Origin of the sequence: Jidongwangia harbinensis, from assembly GCF_020216025.1 — a bacterium.
Taxonomy (GTDB): domain Bacteria; phylum Actinomycetota; class Actinomycetes; order Mycobacteriales; family Micromonosporaceae; genus Actinoplanes; species Actinoplanes harbinensis.
The window spans coordinates 176,454-195,771 of record NZ_JAIWNC010000022.1 but is presented as its reverse complement, the minus strand read 5'-3'; the positions used below and the strand labels follow the sequence as shown (position 1 = coordinate 195,771).

Genomic DNA, 19,318 nt, shown 5'->3' with positions numbered 1-19,318 from the left:
CGGCGATGCCGTAACCAGGACGCCCAGTCCGCCGCCGACGGCAGGTACTGCTGGCCGTACCTCTCGAACCGGCCAACCTCCCGCGACACCGTCGACGGCGCCCGCCCTAAACACCGCGCGATCTGCCGGACCGACTCACCCGCCGCCCGCCCTAACCCGATCCGTTCCCGCTCCAACGCCGACAATCTCCCTGCCACAACCCACTCCTACCTGCAGAAACGTGGGTGTTGCATCCAAACCTTGAAATCGCCATGGGGGCCATGGCGCTCCAAGATTCGTCTCCGCCTCCAAGATCTGCTTCAGCCTCCAAGATCTACCGTTCGGAAAGCCGCAAACCGGACCACGGCGGATCCCGGCCGGCCACCAAAGTCATCGACACCGATCAGAGTGACCCGACAAGTCCGCCCCAAGTCTCATCGCCGCCGCCCCACCCCGGCAGCCGACGGCATCCGGGTCACCAACGGCAGAACCAGCGACACCAGCGCCACCACCGCGATCACCGTGAACGGCACCGTGTAGCTCTGCCCGTTGGCCTCGTAGAGCGCCGCCGTCACCAACGGCCCCACCACTCCCCCGATGCTCCACGCCACGATCATCGCCCCGTAGATGGCGCCGGCGTTCGGCGTGCCGAAGTAGTCGGCCGCGGTCGCCGGCATGGTGCCGAAGCCGCCGCCGTACGCCAGGTAGATGAACGCGGACAGCACCGCGAACACGGCGAACGCGGCGGCGTACGGCAGGATCGCGAAGCAGACCGCCTGCAGTGCCAGCATGCCGAGGAACGCCCGCATCCGGCCGATCCGGTCGGACAGCCACGCCCACGCGACCCGGCCGGCGCCGTTGAAGAGGCCGAGCACGCCGACCAGTCCGGCGGCGGTCGCGGCGGTCACCCCGGCGACGTCCTGGGCCGCGTCGGAGGCCTGTGAGATGAACGCTATGCCGCAGGCCGTGTTCAGCGCCAGGATCGCGGTGAGCAGGTACCACTGTGGGGTGCGCAGCGCCTCGGACAGGGTGTAGACGCGGGTGCCGGCGACCGCGGGACCGGCCTGTCTCGGCTCGAAGCCGGGCACCCGGTAGCCGGCCGGCGGGTTGCGGAAGAACGCGGCACCGGCCAGCCCGGCCACCAGGTATGCGAGGCCCAGCGGCAGGAACACGCCGGGTTTGTCGTCGGTGCCGTTGAGCAGTGCCTTGGCCACCGGCGCGGTGAGCACCGCGCCGAAGCCGAACCCGGCGACCGCGATGCCGGTGATCAGGCCGCGGCGGTCCGGGAACCACTTCGCGAGCATGGCGATGGGCGTGATGTACGCGGCGCCGAGGCCGATGCCGCCGAGCACGCCGTACGTGAGGACGAGCAGCCACAGCTGGTCGCCGGACGACACCAGCGAGGCGAGCATGATGCCGGTCGAGTACAGCAGCACGCCGCCGAGCGCGACCGGGCGGGGGCCGCGCCGGTCCTGGATCCGTCCGCCGATCAGGCTGCCGATGAAGATGGTGCCGATGGCCACCTCGAACGGCAGCACCGCCTCGGCCTTGCTCCAGCCGAACTGGTCCTGCAGCGGGCCGTTGAACACGCTCCAGGCGTACACCGCGCCGAGGGCCAGCTGCACCAGGACCGCCGCCACGACGATCCACCATCGACCTCGGGTCGGATCTCGGTCAGCTGCCATGTCGGCCTCCTGCGGGTCACTGTCCGGCGATGGCCGGGCCCTCCTCCGTCTTTTCCCCGCTGACGTCCGTCGATGCCTGGGATCGGGCGGCCAGGCGGGCCCGCTGCGGCACCACCGTGTACCGGGGGTCCTTCGCGGAGGCCACACCGCCGTCGAAGATGCCGAACCGGGTGCAGAGCGACGCGGTCAGCAGCGACAGCCCGGACAGCCCGGAGATCACCCGGCTGCGCCGCCCGAGGTAGGCGCCGGCCACCCCGGCGGCGGTGAGTGCCCGCCCGGCGCGCAGGAGCCGCCCGGCCCGGCCCTGCGTGTACGGCTCGCTGAGCAGGCCCTTGGTCGTCTCCACCCGGTGCGCGCCGTACAGCTCCAGGGCCGCGCCGAGGGTGGCCAGCCGGCGGGCCGGTCCGGCCTGGGCGCACGGCGCGGCCAGCAGGCCGACCCCGGCGCCGCTGGCCAGCGCGCTTCCGGCGAACACCCACGGCAGTTCCGGGTACGCCGCGTGCCAGCTGGGCGTGGCGGTGTCGGCGAGCAGCACCGCGGTGTACGTGGCCAGCGCCGGCGCCAGGACCGCGGCGCCGTACTGACCGGCCGTGCCGAGCGGCGGCAGCACCGTGCGGGCCAGGCCGAGCGGGCCCCGGCCGGGGAGCAGCGGCGCCGCCTCGGCCACCGCGGACACTCCGGCCGCCGCGCCGAACGCGCTGAGGATCCACGTACCCATGGACATCGGCGACGTCGGCTTGGCCACCCGCAGCATGTGGTGGAAGCGGGCCGGCCGGCCCAGGTCGTGGATCAGGAAGTAGGTGCTGGCGGCCAGCGCGCCGAGCGCGGTGACCCGCCCGGCCCGGCGCAGTGCCGGACGGCCGGTGGCGTCGCCGCCCGCGGCCAGCAGCGCGGAGCCGGCCGCGAGCCCGCCGGTGAACAGGTACGCGGCGATGTCGTGGTGCCACACCGGCGCCTTGACGACGGGCCGCCCGTAGTAGGACCGGAAGTCGGCCGGCGGCACCATGGACCGTTCGCCGCCGCGCCGCTTCACGAGCGCCCGCCCAGGAACGAGACGACGACCGCGGCGGCCATGGCGAGCCCGGCCACGCCGGCCCGTTTCCACATGGCCGGCAGGTCGCGGGTGGTGACCACCGGGTCCGGCGGCAGGCCGTACACCTCCGGCTCGTCGAGCAGCAGGAAGAAGGCGCCGTCGCCGCCGACGCCGTCGTCCGGGTCGTGGCCGTACAGCCGGGCCTCGGTGACGCCCTGTTCCTGCAGCGCCTCGACCCGGTGCCGGGCCCGGGAACGCAGTTCGTCGAGCTCGCCGTACTGGATGGACTGGGTGGGGCAGGCGGTGGCGCAGGCCGGCATCAGGCCGTCGCCGATCCGGTCGTAGCAGAGCGTGCACTTCCACGCCCGGCCGTCGTCCTTGCGCTGGTCGATGACGCCGTACGGGCAGGCCGGAATGCAGTAGCCGCAGCCGTTGCAGATGTCCTCCTGCACCACCACGGTGCCGAACTCGGTGCGGAACAGCGAGCCGGTCGGGCACACGTCCAGGCAGGCGGCGTGCGTGCAGTGCTTGCACACGTTGGACATCATCAGCCAGCGGAAGTCGCTGCGCGGAGCGTCGATGGTGCGGCCGGGCAGGTCCGACATCGGCATGCCGAGGAACTCCGGTTGCCGCCCGGGCGGCGCGATGGTCGCGGCCGCGGCGAGGGCGTCCACGGTGCCGCCGCCGCGGTTCGCGGCCGGCTGCTCGATGAACGCCACGTGCCGCCACGAGTTGGCGGTCAGCCCGCCGGTGTTGTCGTACGACGTGCCGAGCAGGTTGAACCCGTCGTCCGGGATCAGGTTCCACTCCTTGCAGGCCACCTCGCACGCCTTGCAGCCGATGCACACGCTGGTGTCGGTGAAGAACCCCATCCGCGGCGGTGCGTCGGTGTAGCCCGCGTCCGGTGCCGGGTCGAGCGGGCCGTACAGGCTGTTACTACCCATCGTCGGAGTCCTTGGTCAGCATCGGCGTGTGGTGCTGCGGCAGCAGACCGGCACGGTTGCGGTAGTCCTGCACGTAGGAGATCAGCTCGGGACCGGTCGGGCGGCGGCCCGGCCGGATGTCGCAGGTGCCGACCTTGCTCTCCTGGATCAGCACGTTCGGGTCCAGGGTGATGCCGATCAGGTCGTTGGCCGAGTCGCCGGTGACCAGCCCTTCGCCGCCCCAGTGGTACGGCATCCAGAGCTGGTGCACGATCCGCCCGTCGATGCGCAGCGGGGTAAGCCGGTCGGTGACCATCACCCTCGCCTCGATCGCGGAGCGGGCGGTCACCACGTGCGCCCAGCCCAGGTGTTCCAGGTCGCGTTCCGCGGCCAGTTCCGGCGACACCTCGACGAACATCTCCGGCTGCAGCTCCGACAGGTACGCGAGCTGCCGGCTCATGCCGCCGGCGGTGTGGTGCTCGGTGAGCCGGCTGGTGCTGAAGACGTACGGGTAGACCTCGGTGTGCCGCTCCGGCGGGCTCGGGTTGGTCAGGTTGTCCGAGCGGTCGTACACCTTGCGGGTCGGGTTGGCCTGCTGGGTGTAGAGCGGGTTGCGCACGGTGGACTCGACCGGCTCGTAGTGCGTGGGCATCGGGCCGTCGATCAGCCCGCTGGGCGCGTACAGCCAGCCCTTGCCGTCGCCCTGCATGATGAACGGGTCGTCGCCGGAGATCGCGGCCACGCCGGTGGCACCGTCCGGCGGCCGGTACTCCGGCGCCTTGGTCTTCTCGAAGTCCGGCACGTCGTACCCGGTCCACTCGCCGGCGTCCGGGTCCCACCAGACGTACTTCTTCCGCTCCGACCAGGGCTTGCCGTCCGGGTCGGCGGAGGCGCGGTTGTACAGCAACCGGCGGTCCGCCGGCCACGCCCAGCCCCACTCCCGGGCCACGTAGTCCTGGTCGCGGCCGGGCTTGCGGCGGGCCGCCTGGTTCACCCCGTCCTTGAACACGCCGCTGTAGATCCAGCAGCCGCACGCGGTGGAGCCGTCCGCCTTCAGCGCCGCGAACCCGGGCAGCGGGGCGCCGGTCGCGACGTCGTACCCGTTGATCTCCTTGAGCACGTCCTCACCGCTGGGCTCGTCGCCGCGCTCGCCGTGCAGCGGATAGTCCCAGGTGAGGTTGAGCAGCGGCCGGTCCCGCGGTGCGGTGGAATCGGCCAGCCGCTCCCGCAGCATCCGGCCGAGGTGGTAGAAGAACCACAGCTCGGAGCGGCAGTCGCCGGGCGGTTCCACGGCCTTCTCCCGCCACTGCAGCATGCGCTGCGTCTGGGTGAACGTGCCCTCCTTCTCGGCGTGGGAGGCGGCGGGCAGGAAGAAGACCTCGGTCTTGCACTCGGCCGGCACGATCTCGCCGGTGGCGACCTCCGGGCCGTCCCTCCAGAACGTGGCGCTCTCGATCAGGTACAGATCGCGCACCACCAGCCAGTCCAGGTTGGCCATGCCGAGGCGCTGGGCCTTGCCGTGTGCCGAGCCGACCGCCGGGTTCTGGCCGAGCAGGAAGTAGCCCTTGACCTTTCCGTCGATCATGTTCAGCACCTGCTGGTAGGTGCCGTGATCGCCGGTCAGCCGGGGCAGCCAGTCGTACCCCCAGTTGTTCTCCGCGGTGGCCGCGTCGCCGAAGTACGCCTTGAGCAGGCTGACCGCGTACGCCTCGGCGTTGGCCCAGAAACCCTGCTGCTCGGGGTGCCGGATGGCGTCGATCCACTGCCGGAACGTCTCGTGGGTCTGGACGTGCGGCATCGGCAGGTAGCCGGGCAGCAGGTTGAACAGCGTCGGGATGTCCGTCGACCCCTGGATGCTGGCGTGCCCGCGCAGCGCCATCACGCCGCCGCCGGGCCGGCCCATGTTGCCCAGCAGCAGCTGGATGATCGCCCCGGTGCGGATGTACTGCACGCCCACGCTGTGCTGGGTCCAGCCCACCGAGTAGACCAGCGCGGTGGTCCGCTCCCGCCCGGAGTTGGCCGTCCAGGCCTCACAGACCTCGAGGAACTTCTCCCGGGGTACGCCGCACACCTGCTCGACGACCTCGGGGGTGTAGCGGGCGTAGTGCCGCTTGAGCACCTGGTAGACGCACCGCGGGTGCTGCAGGGTGGGGTCCCGCGGCACGTCGGCGGGCACCGGCGGACCGTGCGACTCCTGCTCCAGCCCCGACGCGGTCTCCCGGTCGATGGCCGCCTCGTCCTGGTCCTGCGTCTCCCGGTCGCCCTGCTGACCCTCGTACGCCCAGGACGTCTGGTCGTACGTGTTGGTCTCGGGGTCGTAGCCGGAGAACAGCCCGCTGAGATCCTCGGTGTCCCGGAAGTCCTCGCTGACGATCATCGAGGCGTTGGTGTACGCGACCACGTACTCCCGGAAGTCCTTTTCGTTGCTGAGGATGTAGTTGACGATCCCGCCGAGGAACGCGATGTCGGCACCCGCCCGCACCGGCACGTAGGTGTGCGCGAGCGCGCTGGTCCGGGTGAAGCGCGGGTCGATGTGGATGACCTTGGCGCCGCGGTTCTTGGCGTCCACCACGTACTGGAAACCCACCGGGTGGGCCTCCGCCATGTTGGAGCCCTGAATGATGATGCAATCGGCGTTAGCCAGATCCTGGAGGAATCCGGTGGCCCCGCCACGGCCGAAGCTGGTTCCCAGACCGGGAACGGTGGCGGAGTGTCAAATCCGCGCCTGGTTCTCGATCTGGATCGCGCCGATCGCGGTGAAGAGCTTCTTGATCAGATAGTTCTCTTCGTTGTCCAGCGTGGCGCCGCCGAGGCTGGAGATGCCGAGCGTGCGGTTCAGCGGGCGGCCGTGCGGATCGGTGTCCTCCCAGGTGTCGGCGCGCGCCGCGAGCACCCGGTCGGCGATCATCTCCATCGCGGTGTCCAGGTCCAGCTCTTCCCAGGCGGTGCCGTACGGCCGCCGGTACAGCACCGTCCGCTGCCGCCGGTCGCTGGTGACCAGGCTCTTGCTGGCCGAGCCCTTGGGACAGAGCCGGCCCTTGGAGATCGGGCTGTCCGGGTCGCCTTCGATCTGGACGACCTCGCCGTCCTTGACGAAGATCCGCTGGCCGCAGCCGACCGCGCAGTACGGGCAGACCGAGCGGGCCATCGAGTCGGCCGTCTCGGTGCGCGCGGTGAGGGCCTTGGAGCGGGGTGACTGCGCCGCGGCGCCCCGGCCCAGCGGGTCGGTGCCGGTCAGCTGCCGGTACACCGGCCAGTCCTGGATCCAGGTGCGGACGCCCATACCATCGACCCTAATCGAGACTCCGGCGTCCCGCACGACACTGCGCCGACGGGCGGCCGGGCAACGTTCGCCCGGCCGCCCGTCGGCGGCGTGCGGATCAGCCGGCGTTCTGGTCGGCGACGAAGGACGCCACCCAGGCCAGCGGCGCGTTCCAGTTGATGGTCAGCTCATTCGTCGACCAGGACTGGATGTCGTCGATGTAGCAGAACTGTCCGACGCAGCCGGCCAGTTTGCTCTGCGCGAACGGGTCCTGCAGCGACGAGTTCGGGCCACCGGCGAGCGTTCCGGCCGGCGGGTTCGGCAGCGCCGGGTCGAGCTGGCGGGCGTACCACCGGCTGTGCTGGTTCTGCGAGCTGACCTCGCCGTAGCCGGTGACGTACGAGATGTTCAGCGCGTTGCGGCCGAGGACGTAGTCCATGCCCTCGATCACCGCGTTCCGGTACCCCGGGCGGCGGGTCAGGTCGTACGCGGTACCGACCACCACCAGGGTGTTGAGCACCGCGCTGTTGGAGCCCCAGTCCCAGGAGTTGTTGTTCGGGGCGTACGCCACCGCGTACGGGTGTGCCCGCTGCACCGCCACGTACTTGTCGGCGCCCTCCACCACGGACTGCACGACCTGCGCGCGCCCGGGCAGCTTGCTCGGCACCAGCGCGAGGTCGAGGCGGGCCGCAGCGGCCGTGTTGCCCCAGTCGAACGCGCCCGGGCCGAACACGTCCGAGGTGTGGTACGGCGAGGCGGTGACCCGGTCCGCGAACGCCTTCTCGCGGGTGGTCAGGAACAGCTCGGCCGCGGCCCAGTAGAACTCGTCACCCACGTTGGCGTCGGCGTACGAACCGCCGCCGACGCCGTCGGCGTCCGAGGCGATCCGGGCCGGGTTGGCCACCGCGGCGTCGAACGCGGTCCGTGCCGCGGCCAGCGCCCGGGCGGCGAACGCCGGGTCGTACTTGTTGTACAGGCGGGCGGCCTGGGCGGCGGTGGCGGCCAGGTTGAGCGTCGCCGCGGTGGACACCGGGTGCAGTTCGCGCAGTTCGGCGTCCAGGTGCGGCATCAGCGGCAGGCCGGTCCAGTTCTGGTCGTGGATCTTGTGGTGCACCATGCCGGCCAGCGGCTGCCCGGACGGCACCTGCATCTTCAGCAGGAACTCCAGCTCCCAGCGCACCTCGTCGAGGATGTCCGGGATCTTGTTGCCGCTCTCCGGCAGGGCCAGCGTGCCGTCGCCGAGCTTGCGGCTCTCCGCGGCGGTGACGACGCGGCTGCGCTCGTACTGGTTCAGCAGCTGCCAGACCGAGATGCCGCCGTTGACGACGTACTTCCCGTGGTCGCCGGCGTCGTACCAGCCGCCGGTGACGTCCAGCCGGTAGTCGCAGACGCCGGGCTGGCACGGCACGTCCCCGTCGCCCCGGTTCGGCGGCACGTCGACGTGGCCGGCCGGACGGCCGTACCCGGGACGCAGCGAGTCGAGGATCTCGATGCCGGAGCGCTGGGTGTAGTAGAACTTCAGCGCGTCGGCCCGCAGCTTCTCGTACGCGGCCGGGTCGATGTCGAACGGCCGGCTGGTCTCACCGTCCGCCACCAGCGTGAAGCCGGTGCCCTTGCCGCGGTAGGCGCTGAAGTCGATGGTGTGCGTGTTCTGGCCGCTGGACGCGTCCACGCCGCGGGGGCGGGTCACGCCGTTGGCCACGGTGACGCCGCGGGCGTTCTTCAGGTCCCAGGTGGTGGCCTCGGTGGCCTCGGTGACCAGGGTGGCGTTCTTCGGGCCGGCCGGCAGGTACGCGACCTGGTTCACCCGGACCCGCGGGCCGGTGTCGGGTTCGTAGACCTCCGGTGGCACGCCGCCGATCAGGGCCACGTCGTCCAGGCAGAACCGCCACGGGTCCGGGCTGCCGCCGAGCTGGAACGTGACCTGCGCGCGGTCCGACGTGACCGCCGAGGTGAACGTGTAGGAGTAGGCGTTGCCGGAGACGCTGACCGGCGGGGACGCCTCGAAGTAGGTGTCGTACGGCGCCTGGGTGTCGCCCACGACGGCCCGGGCCACGTGGCCCTCCGGGGTGCCGGTGGCGAAGAACTCGAGACGGTACGACTCGCCCTCGACCAGATCGATGTCGTTCTGCCCGACGGCCACGTCCCAGCGGTTCACGGTGCCGCCGGGCACGTCGACGCAGGCCCGCCCGTCGACCAGGGTGATGGGCATGCTCGGGGTGGACCACCATGGTTCGATGGCACTGTCGAAGCCGCCGTTGACGACCTGGTCGACCTCGTCGGCCTGGGCCGTGCCCGCGGACACCGCCACCAACGTGGTGGCCAGCAGGGCGGTGGTACCGACAATGGTGGTCAGGCGCCTATGGGGAGTCCGGATCACTGACGCTCCTCATGCTGAAGGGCGATCCTGGGAGCGCTCCCATGGATCGATGCGAATATGCTGATCCCTCCGTCACGGGCTGTCAACAGCCACGAAACGCCGCGTTCACGCCTACCGCGCGGGAACACCCGCTTCGCACCGGCGAATTCTGGGCGAGTCAGGCCATCAGGGACGTGACCTGGTGCTCGGGGAGGGGGCGGGTGGCACCGCAGTGGGTGCACTCGCGCAAATAGGTCGGCCGCTTCACCGGAAACAGCGGGATGAAGAACAGCGTGAACTTGGTGGAGCGCTTGACCAGGCCCTGAGCCGCGGTCATCCCGCAGACGTCACACGTCATGGTGCGGACGCCCAGCCGGCGGTGCGAGGTGCGGAACCCGAAGAGGATGAACACCACCTCCACGGTAGGCGAGGCGGGCCCGGCCCGCACGGCGACTCAGGTACGGAACGGCCCGGTCACGCAGTACGTGATGCCGCCGGAGGACGAGCCGGACGTACCGCGCTGGGAGGAGAAGTAGAGCCGGTCGCCGGCGGGGGTGAACGCCGGACCGGTGATCTCCGAGCCGCTGTGCCCGGTGACCCGCAGAAACACCGAGACCTGATCGGCCGGCGTGATCAGGCAGATGTCCATGCTGCCGCCGTCCTCGGCCACGTACAGGTCGCCGGCCGGCGTACCCGTGATGTTGTCCACCCCGGTCAGCGGCGCGGTGCCGTCGACCAGCGCGTCGTCGTACCCGAGCTGATAGGTGCCGGTCAGCAGGTTGACCTGCCAGATCCGGTTGTCGCCCTTGGTGGTGAACCACACCGTGTCCGCGGCGTAGTGGCAGCCCTCGCCCCCGTCGAACGACTTCGCCCCGGACACCTGGCTGCGGGTCGCGGTGGGTGAGCCGTCCGGGTCCGGCACCGTGGCCCAGGTGAACGACCCGGAGGTGGCCGACCCGGCGCGCAGCACCTGCAGCGTGCCGCTGGACAGGTCGCCCCAGCTGGTCGGCACGAACCGGTAGAACTTGCCGTCCGGTTCGTCCTCGGTCAGGTAGATCACCTTGCGTACCGGGTCGGCCGCCGCCGCCTCGTGCTTGAACCGGCCCATCGCCGGCCGGACCACCGCGGTCCCGCCCAGCGGATACGTCTCGCTGACCCGGCCCAGCGACACCTCCTCGCAGGACAACCAGGTGTGCCACGGGGTTCGGCCGCCGGCACAGTTCTGGTTCGTCCCGGACAGGATCCGGGACGCGCCGGCGATCGCGCCGGTCGACGAGAACACGATCCGGGACGCGCCGCCGCCGGACGACGCGGACACCTCCGCATTGGAGACGTACACCCAGCCGGAGCCGTTGGCGAACACCGCGCCGCCGTCCGGGGCGGAGTGCCACCGGTAGCTGGTACCGGGCACCACCTGGCCGGAACGGGCCACCACCTGGCTGGTGAAGCCGGCCGGCAGCTGAATGCCGTTCGCGTCGGCCGGCTGCAGCGGGCCGTACGGACCGGCCGCGTTCTGCGCGGGCGCGCCGTACGCGGCCGGCCAGGCGGTGAACGGCAACGCCATCGCTCCGGCGCCCATCACCGTGGTACGCAACATCGTCCGCCGGTCCATCGAACCTCCCTGATACGTGGGGTTCAGCTGATTGAGCGGTTCGGAGCTGTCGCCCGGTGATGGACCGGGTGAATGCCGGGCGACGCTTGGCTGGACAGGTCGTGTGGTGATCGGATGGCGGCACGGGGAAGCGCGCGGAGGGACGGCACGGATGCGGGTCGAGGTGGAGCGGGTCACCGCGCTGCGGTTCGACGACGGTGCACCGGTACGGGCGGCGTCGGCGATCGCCCCGTTCGGCGACGGCTGGCTGATCGCGCAGGACGACGCCACGCACGCCGCGTGGCAACGGCCGGACGGGATCCGCCCGGTGCGCGTGGCGGCGGCCGTCGACGGGCACGAGACATTCAGTTCGGCATCGGGTACGAAGCCACTGAAGCCCGACTTCGAGGCCGCCTGCCCGGTACCGGTGGACGGGCGGGACGGGGTACTGCTGCTCGGTTCGGGCTCCACGCCGGTCCGGATGCGCGCATCGCTGGTCACGCTCGGGGCGGCCGGCCCGGCGTACCGCATGGTCGATCTGACCCCGGTGTTCCACCGCGTCGCCGCGGTCCTCGGCCTACCGCCGGACCGCCTCAACCTGGAGGGCGCGTGCCGGCTGGGCGACCGGCTGCGCTGGTTCCAGCGCGGCAATGCCGCCGCCGGGGTGCCGTCCGCCAGCGCCGACGTGGACCTGGCGGCACTGCTCGCCGTGGTGACCGGCACCGGCCACCCGGACCGGGTCGGCGTCGCCGGCCCGCGCCGTTACGACCTCGGCACGGCCGCCGGGGTGGCGCTGGCGGTCACCGACGCGGTGGCGTTGCCGGACGGTCGGGTGCTGGCCAGCGGTGCCGCCGAGGACACCCCGAACGCGGTGGACGACGGCCCGGTGGTGGGCGCGGCGCTGGCGTTGCTGGACGGCGACCGGTCGGTGTCGGTGGCCGCGCTACCGGCCACCGGCGGCGCCGTGTTCAAGGTCGAAGGTCTGGCGGTACGCCGGGCCCGGGCGGGCGAGGTGTCCCTGCTGGCGGTCGTCGACGCGGACGACCCGGAGACGCCGTCCGCGCAACTGCTGCTGCGGGTGACACACGACTGACCCCCGCCCCCCGGACGGGCCGGGGGTCAGTCGTGTGCCAGGTCAGCGCCAGCCGGACTCGGCGCGGCGCCGGCGCAGCGAACCGAACAGGACCACGCCGCCGAGGATCAGCAGCAGCCCGGCACCGGCGATGGCGATCGTGTTGACCCCGGTCAGCGCCAGCTTCGGCGAGTCGTCCGCGGGCGGCGGCGCCGGCTCGGCCAGCACGGCCGCGTCCTGCTGCGACTGCAGCTCGGCCGCCGGGGCCTGCTCGGCGTCCTCGGTCTCGTCCGTGGACTCCTTCTTGACCGCACCCTTACGGGCGGTCGCCGACGGCTTCGGCCGCACGGCCTGGGCCGTCTCGGCGTCCTCGTCGCCGCGTCCGCTCTCCGCCCGGTCGGCCTCGTCCCGGTCGGCCTCGTCCCGGTCGGCCTCGTCCCGGTCGGCTTCCTCGCGGGGCTTGTCCTGGGTTGCCGGCTTGTCGGCCGGGGGCTTGGCGGGCCGGGTGGAGGTCTTGGTCGTCGGCTTGGTGGCGACCGGGTTCGGCTGGTTTCCGCCGTCCTGGGCCGGCGGGTTCCCGTCGCCGTCACCGTCCCCGTCGCCCGGCGGGTTGCCGTCGCCGTCGCCGTTGCCGTCGCCCGGCGCGTTGCCGTCGTCGTTGCCGTCGCCCGGCGCGTTGCCGTCGCCGTTGCCCTCTCCGTCGCCCGGGGCCGGCGGGTTGTCCTCGTCGTTCTCGTCGTCCTCGTCGTCCTCGTCGTCCGCCGGCGGGCGGCCCCGCTCGACCCGGATCCGTACCGCGTCGAACGCCGGGGTCTGGTTGGCGCGCTGCATCATCGGGATGCGGTGCGAACCGTCGCCGGCCCAGGAGGCGCACTGCGCGATGCCGTCGTCCGGCAGCCCCGGCACCTGGATCGTCACGGTGTCCGGCTGCGCGCCGCCCCGGCGGTCCTCGGTGGCCACGAAGAAGGCCGGGACCGGTGCCGGGTCGACCGCCGCCCGGGTGGAGGAGAGCATCCGGCAGGCCGTGTGGAAGTGACCGCGGACCAGCCCTTCCGGGGTGAGCACCGAACTCTCCACGTAGTAGCCGCCCTGCCCGGCGGCCAGGAACCGGTCCCGCACCAGGTTGCGCGTACTGACCTTGAGCTGGAACGACTCACCGGCGCGTACCGACTTCGGCGCCTCGGTGATCAGCAGCGTCGGGTTCTTCTCCGCCGGGCCGACCTCGCCGAACTCGGTGGACACGCACCGCTCGCCCTTCTGGAAGCCGTCGTGCGGCGCCAGCCGGCTCTTGCCACAGTCGTTGGCGAGGATCTCCAGGCCGTTGACCTTCTCCGGTCCGGACTTGTCACCGGCGTTCGAGATCTGGGTGACGCCGATCAGGCCGCCGAACACCACGACGGCGGCGGCGACGCCGATCAGACGACGGTCGAAACGCGGTCGGGTGGCGGCGCGACGGGAGGTCGACCTTCGCATGGGATACCTCTTCTATCACTTCTCGCCGCCCGCGGTGCCCCCCACGAGCATCCATTCGGGCCGGCATCAAGAAAATAAGAAACATCCGGCCGCGAAGCCAATTCAGGCGAGAAATTTAGTGCGTTCTTGAGGCGCAATTAAAGAAGAAATATGCGAGGTACGCCGACCCGCCGGCATCATCCGTTCGGCCGATGTCCGGGGTTCAACGCGAGCCCGTCTTTTTCCGCGAAAACGTGCCAACTGAGCCGCGACCAGCACACCGGGCAGCCCGCCGAGTACCGAGAGTACCCGTCCCCCACCGCCACGCACGCACCGCCGGCCCTGTAGATCGTGGACTTTATGATGCCCGATTCGTCGATGCAAAATGGCTTTTGTTCCGCCGCAACTCCAAGATCGGCGGAGTGCGGAAGGCGTGCCGGATGCCAGTCAGCGGCGTTGCCGAGTGCCGGCAATCCGGGGTGTCCCATCCCGGCGTCACAGATCTGGTGAGTCGATCAGACGCGACTTTCGCACCGTGCGCACCGGCAGTCGCAGACCCGTGCCGGTCGCACATCGCCGCAGCCGCAGCACCGCCCGAGGGCGCCGCCGGGACGTGTGGAGTTCGGGCACGGCAGGCGCCACAAGTCCGCACGCTCCACCGGCGTCACCGACACGTGTGAAGTTCCGGCGCGCTGGGCACCACAAGCCCCCACGCAACGCCGACACGACCGGGACGTGTGGAAGTCGGGCGCGGTAGGCGCCTCAAGTCCACACACACCGCCGACACCACCCGCGCGTGTGCAATTCCGGCGCGGCGAGCACCACAAGCCCACACACACCGCCGACACGACCGGGACGTGTGGAAGTCGGGCGCGGTAGGCGCCTCAAGTCCACACACACCGCCGACACCACCGGGACGTGTGGAAGTCGGGCGCGGTAGGCGCCTCAAGCCCACACACACCGCCGACACCGCCCGCGCGTGTGCAATTCCGGCGCGGCGAGCACCACAAGTCGAGCGAAGCCGCGCGCCGCCTCGGCAAGCCGCCATCAGCGGTGTTCACGGCGCGGTCAGGCTGGTGCGGACGTCGTCCTGGCCGCCACGCCCGCTCGGATCATCACCGGCGTGCTCGGCGTCCGGCGGGGCCGGTCAGCGCAGGGCGGGCAGCACCTTGGCGCCGAAGGTCTCCACGAACGGCATCAGGTCCTGCCCCACGTGGTGCAGGTAGATCCGATCGAAGCCCAGCGCCGCATAACCGCGCAACCACTCGATGTGCCGCTCCAGGTCTGCGGAGACGTTCACCACCGAGCGCACCTTGTCCAGCGTGACCTCCTCGGCCACCACGTCGAAGTGCTCCACGGTCTCCAGGTCCCAGCAGACCGGCGGCGCGAAGACGTTGCTGCGCCACTGGTCGTACGCGATCTCCTCGGCCTCCCGCTCGGTCGGCGCCCAGCTCAGGTGGACCTGCAGGGCGATCGGGCCGCGTCCGCCCGCGCCGCGGTAGGCGGCGATCATCTCCCGCAGCGTCGCCTCCGGCGCGTTGACCGTGACCAGACCGTCGGCCCATTCCGCGCACCAGGCGGCGGTCGCCGGGCTGACCGCGGCGCCGATCAGCGACGGCGGCGTCTCCGGCCGGGTCCAGAGCCGGGCGCGGTCCACCCGGACCAGGCCGTCGCGGCTCACCTCCTCGCCGGCCAGCAGTTCGCGGATCACGTCCACGCACTCCCGCAGCCGGGCGTTGCGGACGTCCTTGCGCGGCCAGACGTCGCCGGTGATGTGCTCGTTGCTGTACTCGCCGCTGCCCAGCGCGGCCCAGAACCGGCCCGGGTACATGGCGCCGAGCGTGCCGATCGCCTGGGCGATGATCGCCGGGTGGTAGCGCTGTCCGGGCGCGTTGACCACGCCGAACGACAGGTTGGTGGCCTGCAGCGCGGCGCCGAGCCAGGCCCAGGCGAACCCGGACTGGCCCTGCCGCGCGCTCCACGGCGAGAAGTGGTCGGAGCACATGGCCGCGTCGAAGCCGGCGCGTTCCGCGGCGATCACGGCGGCCAGCAGCTCGGCGGGTGGGATCTGCTCGTGCGAGGCGTGGATTCCGTACTCCGTCATGGCCTCCCGGTACCCCGGTCGGCCCGCCGGCAATCAGCGGGAGTAGCGCTCCCGCCGCACGGTGGGCCGGCGCCCGCGGATGGTCGCCTGCTGCATCGCCGCGATGACCATCTCGGCGGCCGACTCCGGCACCTCGACCAGCGAGAACCGGTCGGTGATCTGGATCGCGCCGATGTCCCGGGCGCTCAGCCCGGACTCGCCGGCGATCGCGCCGACCAGGTCCTGCGGGCGCAGCCCGGCCCGCCGGCCGAGGCCGAAGAACAGCCGGGTCGCGCCGGTGTCGCCGCCCGGGCGGCCCTTTCCCTGCCCACGGTACGGCTCGGAGCGCCGCGCATCCCGGGACGGTGCTTCCCGGGGCGGGGCCACCGCGGGGATCTCCTCCTCGTCCACGTCGCCGCCGGCCGCCTCGTGGGCCAGCTTGACCGCGGCCAGCGCCACCCGTTCGAGGTCGGCCTCGTCGGTGAGCGACTCGATCACCACGCGGAAGCGTTCCAGGTCGTCGTCGCCGAGGCTGCCCTGGATCGCGGCGCGGGTGAGTTCCATCCGGCGGGCCCGCAGGTCGGTGACGGTCGGCACGCTCTCCAGCGTGATCCGCTGGCGGGTCAGCCGTTCGATGGCCTTGAGCATGCGGTTCTCCCGCGGCTCGGCCAGCGTGATCGCCGCGCCCTCGCGCCCGGCCCGGCCGACCCGGCCGATCCGGTGCACGTACGCCTCCGGGGCCGACGGGACGTTGTAGTTGACCACGTGGGTGAGCTGCTCGACGTCCAGGCCGCGGGCGGCGACGTCCGTGGCCACCAGCAGTTCCGTGGCACCGGCCCGGAGCCGGCCCATCACCCGGTCGCGCTGGTCCTGGCTCATCCCGCCGTGCAGCGCCTCGGCCCGGTAGCCGCGCCCGTTGAGGGTCTCGGTGACCTGGTCCACCTCTTCCCGGGTACGGCAGAACACGATCGCCGCGGTGGGCGCCTCCACGTCCAGCACCCGGGCCAGCGCGGCCGACTTGTGGGCCCGGGGCACCACGTACGCGCTCTGCCGCACCAGCGGGATCTCGCCCGGCGCGGACTCCTGCCGGCCCATCTGGATGCGGACCGGCTCGCGCAGGTGGCGGCGGGCGATGCTGTCGATCCGCGGCGGCATGGTGGCGGAGAACAGCACGGTCTGCCGTTCCCCGGGGGTCTCCGCGAGGATCGCCTCGATGTCCTCGGCGAAGCCCATGTCGAGCATCTCGTCCGCCTCGTCGAGCACGACGGTACGGACGTCACCCAGCTCCAGCGTGGCCCGGCCGATGTGGTCCAGCACCCGGCCCGGCGTGCCGACCACCACGTCCACGCCGCGCTGCAGCGCCTGCAACTGGCGGCCGATGGGCTGCCCGCCGTACACCGGGAGCACCCGTACGCCGAGGTCCCGCCCGTACCGGTGCACGGCCTGCGACACCTGCTCGGCGAGTTCCCGGGTGGGCACCAGGACCAGCGCCGACGGGCCGGTGCCGCCGGTCTTCCGGTCCAGGCCCTGGAGCAGCGGCAACGCGAACGCGGCGGTCTTGCCGGTGCCGGTGGCCGCCTGCCCGAGCAGGTCGTGTCCGGCCAGCAACGGCGGGATCGCCTCCCGCTGGATCGGCGTCGGTTCCTCGTACCCCAGACTGGTCAGCGCGCGCAGCAGCTCGCTGCGCAACTCCAGGCCGGCGAACCCGGCGCCGTCCCCGGATGTCTGCTCGCTCATGCTCGTCACTCCCCGCAACCGACATTCGGTGAGGAGTCAGGATACGAGGGTCGGTGCACCGGCCCGATCAGCGGGCTCGCCGGGTCACCAGCCGTTGGAGCAGGACGAACGCGAACAGCAGTCCGCCGATCACGATCCGGGTCCACCACGAACTCAGCGTGCCCTGGAACGTGATGATGGTCTGGATCAGGCCCAGGACCAGCACACCGAGTACGGTGCCGAACAGGAAACCGGAGCCGCCGGAGAGCAGCGTGCCGCCGATCACCACCGCCGCGATGGCGTCCAGTTCCAGGCCCTGGGCGTGCAGCGGGTCGCCGGAGAGCATGTAGAAGCTGAGCAGCACGCCGCCGAGCGCGGAGCAGAACCCGCTGATGGCGTACACCGAGATCCGGGTACGGCCGACCGGCAGCCCCATCAGCAGCGCGGACTGGGCGTTGCCGCCGATCGCGTACACGTTGCGGCCGATCCGGGTGTACGCCAGCACGAACGCGGCGATCAGCACCACGACCACCGCGATCACCACGCTCAGCGAGATGAAGAACCCGCCGAAACGCAGCCGTTCCTGGGCCATCGAGGTCCAGAAGCCGTCGGTGATCGGGATGGCCTCCTTGCTGATCAGGTGGCAGAGACCGCGGGCCAGGAACATGCCGGCCAGGGTGGCGATGAACGGCGGGATCTCGAAGAAGTGGATGATGCAGCCCATCGCCAGCCCAATGGTGGTGCCGATCAGCAGGACCAGCGGCAGCACCACGCCGGGCGGCCAGTCCTTGCCGAGCAGCGTCGCGGCCACCACGGTGGTCAGGGCGACCACCGCGCCGACCGACAGGTCGATGCCGCCGGTGAGGATCACGAACGTCATCCCGACCGCCACGACCAGCAGGAACGCGTTGTCCACGAAGATGTTCAGCAGGACCTGGGTGTCGGAGAAGCCCTCGTAGTTGGCGACGCCGAGGCCGTACATCAGGGCCAGCAGCGCCAGCGTCGCCAGCACCGGAATGTGTCGCTGATTGGGCCGGTACACCCGGCCCTTCGTGGCGACCGGCCGGTTCTGCACCGGCGCCGGGGTATCGGTGATCATGCCGCTCCTCCAGCTCGCGACGGGGTGGGCAACAGCCGTTTGACGCCGGACGCCCAGGCCCGGAAGGACGGCGACTGGAGCAGGCAGAGCACGACGACCACGACCGCCTTGAACAGCAGCGTCACGTTGGACGGGATGCCGACCGTGTAGACCGTGATGTTCAGCGTGTTGATGATGACCGCGCCCAGTACCGTGCCGGCGATGGAGAACCGGCCGCCGGTGAGCGCGGTGCCGCCGATCACCACGGCCAGGATCGCGTCCAGTTCGATCAGGTTGCCGGTGTTGTTGCCGTCCGCGCTGGACACGTTGGAGCTGAAGATCAGGCCGGCGATGCCGGCACAGAGCGCGGCGAAGACGTACACGGTCAGGATCAGCGTGCGGGCCTGGATGCCGGCCAGCCGGCTGGCCGCCGGGCTGCCGCCGACCGACTCCAGCAGCAGGCCGAGCGCGCTGCGGCGGACCAGCAGCGCGGCGGCGGCCACGAACAGGCCGGCGATGATGACCGAGACCGGCACGGTGAGGACGTAGCCGGCGCCGATCACCCGGTACGGGTCGGAGCGCACGTTGATGATCTGCCCGTCCGTGATCAGCTGGGCCAGCCCGCGGCCGGCCACCATCAGGATCAGCGTGGCGATGATCGGCTGGATGCCGCCGACCGCCACCAGCAGGCCGTTCCACAGGCCGAGCACCAGCGCCAGCAGCAGCGCGAACCCGACCGCCGCCAGCACGCCGCCGACGCTGTTCGGGTCGGGCAGGTCACTGATCCGCAGGCAGGCCACCGCGCCCGCGATGGCCATCACCGAGCCCACCGACAGGTCGATCCCGCCGGTCGCGATCACCAGCGTCATGCCGAGCCCGACCAGGATCAACGGGGTGCTCGCCCGCAGGATGTCGATCAGCGAGCCGTACAGGTGGCCGTCCTGCAGCCGGATCGAGAAGAAGCTCGGCGTGAAGAACACGTTGCCGACCAGGAGCAGCACCAGGACGGCGGCCGGCCAGAACAGCCGGTGCCGGAGGACCGTACGCATCATCCCGCGCTTTTCCGGGGTCTGGTCCGGCGGAGC

Annotated in this window: 13 protein-coding genes and 1 pseudogene; 1 reads left to right on the top strand and 13 read right to left on the bottom strand. The window is 71.5% G+C overall.

The window, feature by feature from the left end; all coding sequences use genetic code 11:
• The 8 genes and pseudogenes from LDL48_RS25775 to LDL48_RS25740 form a co-directional block, all read right to left on the bottom strand.
• Positions 1-197: helix-turn-helix domain-containing protein (locus LDL48_RS25775; protein WP_372472198.1), on the bottom strand; the 197-nt coding region annotated here is incomplete at its 3' end.
• A 216-nt stretch (positions 198-413) separates the two neighbouring features.
• Positions 414-1,664: an L-lactate MFS transporter gene (locus LDL48_RS25770; RefSeq protein ID WP_225257788.1), complete on the bottom strand. Its 1,251-nt coding sequence runs from the start codon at positions 1,662-1,664 to the stop codon at positions 414-416.
• Positions 1,665-1,680: 16 nt separating this feature from the next.
• Positions 1,681-2,670, bottom strand: coding sequence for an NrfD/PsrC family molybdoenzyme membrane anchor subunit (gene nrfD, locus LDL48_RS25765; RefSeq protein WP_225257806.1), 990 nt, complete (start codon positions 2,668-2,670; stop codon positions 1,681-1,683).
• A 23-nt stretch (positions 2,671-2,693) separates the two neighbouring features.
• Positions 2,694-3,641, bottom strand: a complete 948-nt coding sequence (locus LDL48_RS25760) for a 4Fe-4S dicluster domain-containing protein (protein WP_225257787.1) — start codon at positions 3,639-3,641, stop codon at positions 2,694-2,696.
• A pseudogene (fdh, locus tag LDL48_RS25755) lies at positions 3,637-6,903 on the bottom strand (formate dehydrogenase); the annotation flags it as partial. The pseudogene fdh and the gene LDL48_RS25760, both read right to left, overlap by 5 nt.
• A 97-nt stretch (positions 6,904-7,000) precedes the next feature.
• Positions 7,001-9,262, bottom strand: coding sequence for a glycoside hydrolase family 9 protein (locus LDL48_RS25750; RefSeq protein WP_225257786.1), 2,262 nt, complete (start codon positions 9,260-9,262; stop codon positions 7,001-7,003).
• A gap of 157 nt (positions 9,263-9,419) precedes the next feature.
• Entirely contained in the window at positions 9,420-9,653 is a 234-nt protein-coding gene (locus tag LDL48_RS25745) for a zinc-ribbon domain-containing protein (RefSeq protein WP_225257785.1), read from the bottom strand.
• A gap of 42 nt (positions 9,654-9,695) precedes the next feature.
• Positions 9,696-10,853 (bottom strand): alkaline phosphatase PhoX, encoded by a 1,158-nt coding sequence (locus LDL48_RS25740; RefSeq protein WP_225257784.1) that lies wholly within the window; start codon positions 10,851-10,853, stop codon positions 9,696-9,698.
• Positions 10,854-11,004: 151 nt separating this feature from the next.
• On the opposite strand from LDL48_RS25740, the gene LDL48_RS25735 reads away from it, so the two are divergent.
• Positions 11,005-11,925: a DUF6910 family protein gene (locus tag LDL48_RS25735; protein WP_225257783.1), complete on the top strand. Its 921-nt coding sequence runs from the start codon at positions 11,005-11,007 to the stop codon at positions 11,923-11,925.
• 42 nt (positions 11,926-11,967) lie between these two features.
• Here LDL48_RS25735 and LDL48_RS45130 read toward each other — a convergent pair whose 3' ends face one another.
• The 5 genes from LDL48_RS45130 to LDL48_RS25710 form a co-directional block, all read right to left on the bottom strand.
• On the bottom strand, positions 11,968-13,377 hold the full coding sequence (locus LDL48_RS45130) for a hypothetical protein (RefSeq protein WP_372472197.1): 1,410 nt from the start codon (positions 13,375-13,377) through the stop codon (positions 11,968-11,970).
• Positions 13,378-14,503: 1,126 nt separating this feature from the next.
• Positions 14,504-15,460 (bottom strand): TIGR03885 family FMN-dependent LLM class oxidoreductase, encoded by a 957-nt coding sequence (locus LDL48_RS25725; RefSeq protein WP_225257782.1) that lies wholly within the window; start codon positions 15,458-15,460, stop codon positions 14,504-14,506.
• A 33-nt stretch (positions 15,461-15,493) separates the two neighbouring features.
• Positions 15,494-17,176, bottom strand: coding sequence for a DEAD/DEAH box helicase (locus tag LDL48_RS25720; protein ID WP_225257781.1), 1,683 nt, complete (start codon positions 17,174-17,176; stop codon positions 15,494-15,496).
• A gap of 67 nt (positions 17,177-17,243) precedes the next feature.
• Positions 17,244-18,254 (bottom strand): galactofuranose ABC transporter, permease protein YjfF, encoded by a 1,011-nt coding sequence (gene yjfF, locus LDL48_RS25715; protein WP_225257780.1) that lies wholly within the window; start codon positions 18,252-18,254, stop codon positions 17,244-17,246.
• Positions 18,251-19,282, bottom strand: coding sequence for an ABC transporter permease (locus tag LDL48_RS25710; protein ID WP_225257805.1), 1,032 nt, complete (start codon positions 19,280-19,282; stop codon positions 18,251-18,253). The genes yjfF and LDL48_RS25710 overlap by 4 nt, the downstream gene beginning before the upstream one ends.
• Between the last annotated feature and the right edge of the window lie 36 nt (positions 19,283-19,318).

What these genes read in the sequence shown, in the direction of transcription:
- nrfD (WP_225257806.1), bottom strand. Translation starts at nt 2,670, where the DNA reads ATGGTGCCGCCGGCCGACTTCCGGTCCTACTACGGGCGGCCCGTCGTC.
- LDL48_RS25770 (WP_225257788.1), bottom strand. Translation starts at nt 1,664, where the DNA reads ATGGCAGCTGACCGAGATCCGACCCGAGGTCGATGGTGGATCGTCGTG.
- LDL48_RS25725 (WP_225257782.1), bottom strand. Translation starts at nt 15,460, where the DNA reads ATGACGGAGTACGGAATCCACGCCTCGCACGAGCAGATCCCACCCGCC.
- LDL48_RS45130 (WP_372472197.1), bottom strand. Translation starts at nt 13,377, where the DNA reads ATGCGAAGGTCGACCTCCCGTCGCGCCGCCACCCGACCGCGTTTCGAC.
- LDL48_RS25760 (WP_225257787.1), bottom strand. Translation starts at nt 3,641, where the DNA reads ATGGGTAGTAACAGCCTGTACGGCCCGCTCGACCCGGCACCGGACGCG.
- LDL48_RS25720 (WP_225257781.1), bottom strand. Translation starts at nt 17,176, where the DNA reads ATGAGCGAGCAGACATCCGGGGACGGCGCCGGGTTCGCCGGCCTGGAG.
- LDL48_RS25740 (WP_225257784.1), bottom strand. Translation starts at nt 10,853, where the DNA reads ATGGACCGGCGGACGATGTTGCGTACCACGGTGATGGGCGCCGGAGCG.
- yjfF (WP_225257780.1), bottom strand. Translation starts at nt 18,254, where the DNA reads ATGATCACCGATACCCCGGCGCCGGTGCAGAACCGGCCGGTCGCCACG.
- LDL48_RS25735 (WP_225257783.1), top strand. Translation starts at nt 11,005, where the DNA reads ATGCGGGTCGAGGTGGAGCGGGTCACCGCGCTGCGGTTCGACGACGGT.
- LDL48_RS25710 (WP_225257805.1), bottom strand. Translation starts at nt 19,282, where the DNA reads ATGCGTACGGTCCTCCGGCACCGGCTGTTCTGGCCGGCCGCCGTCCTG.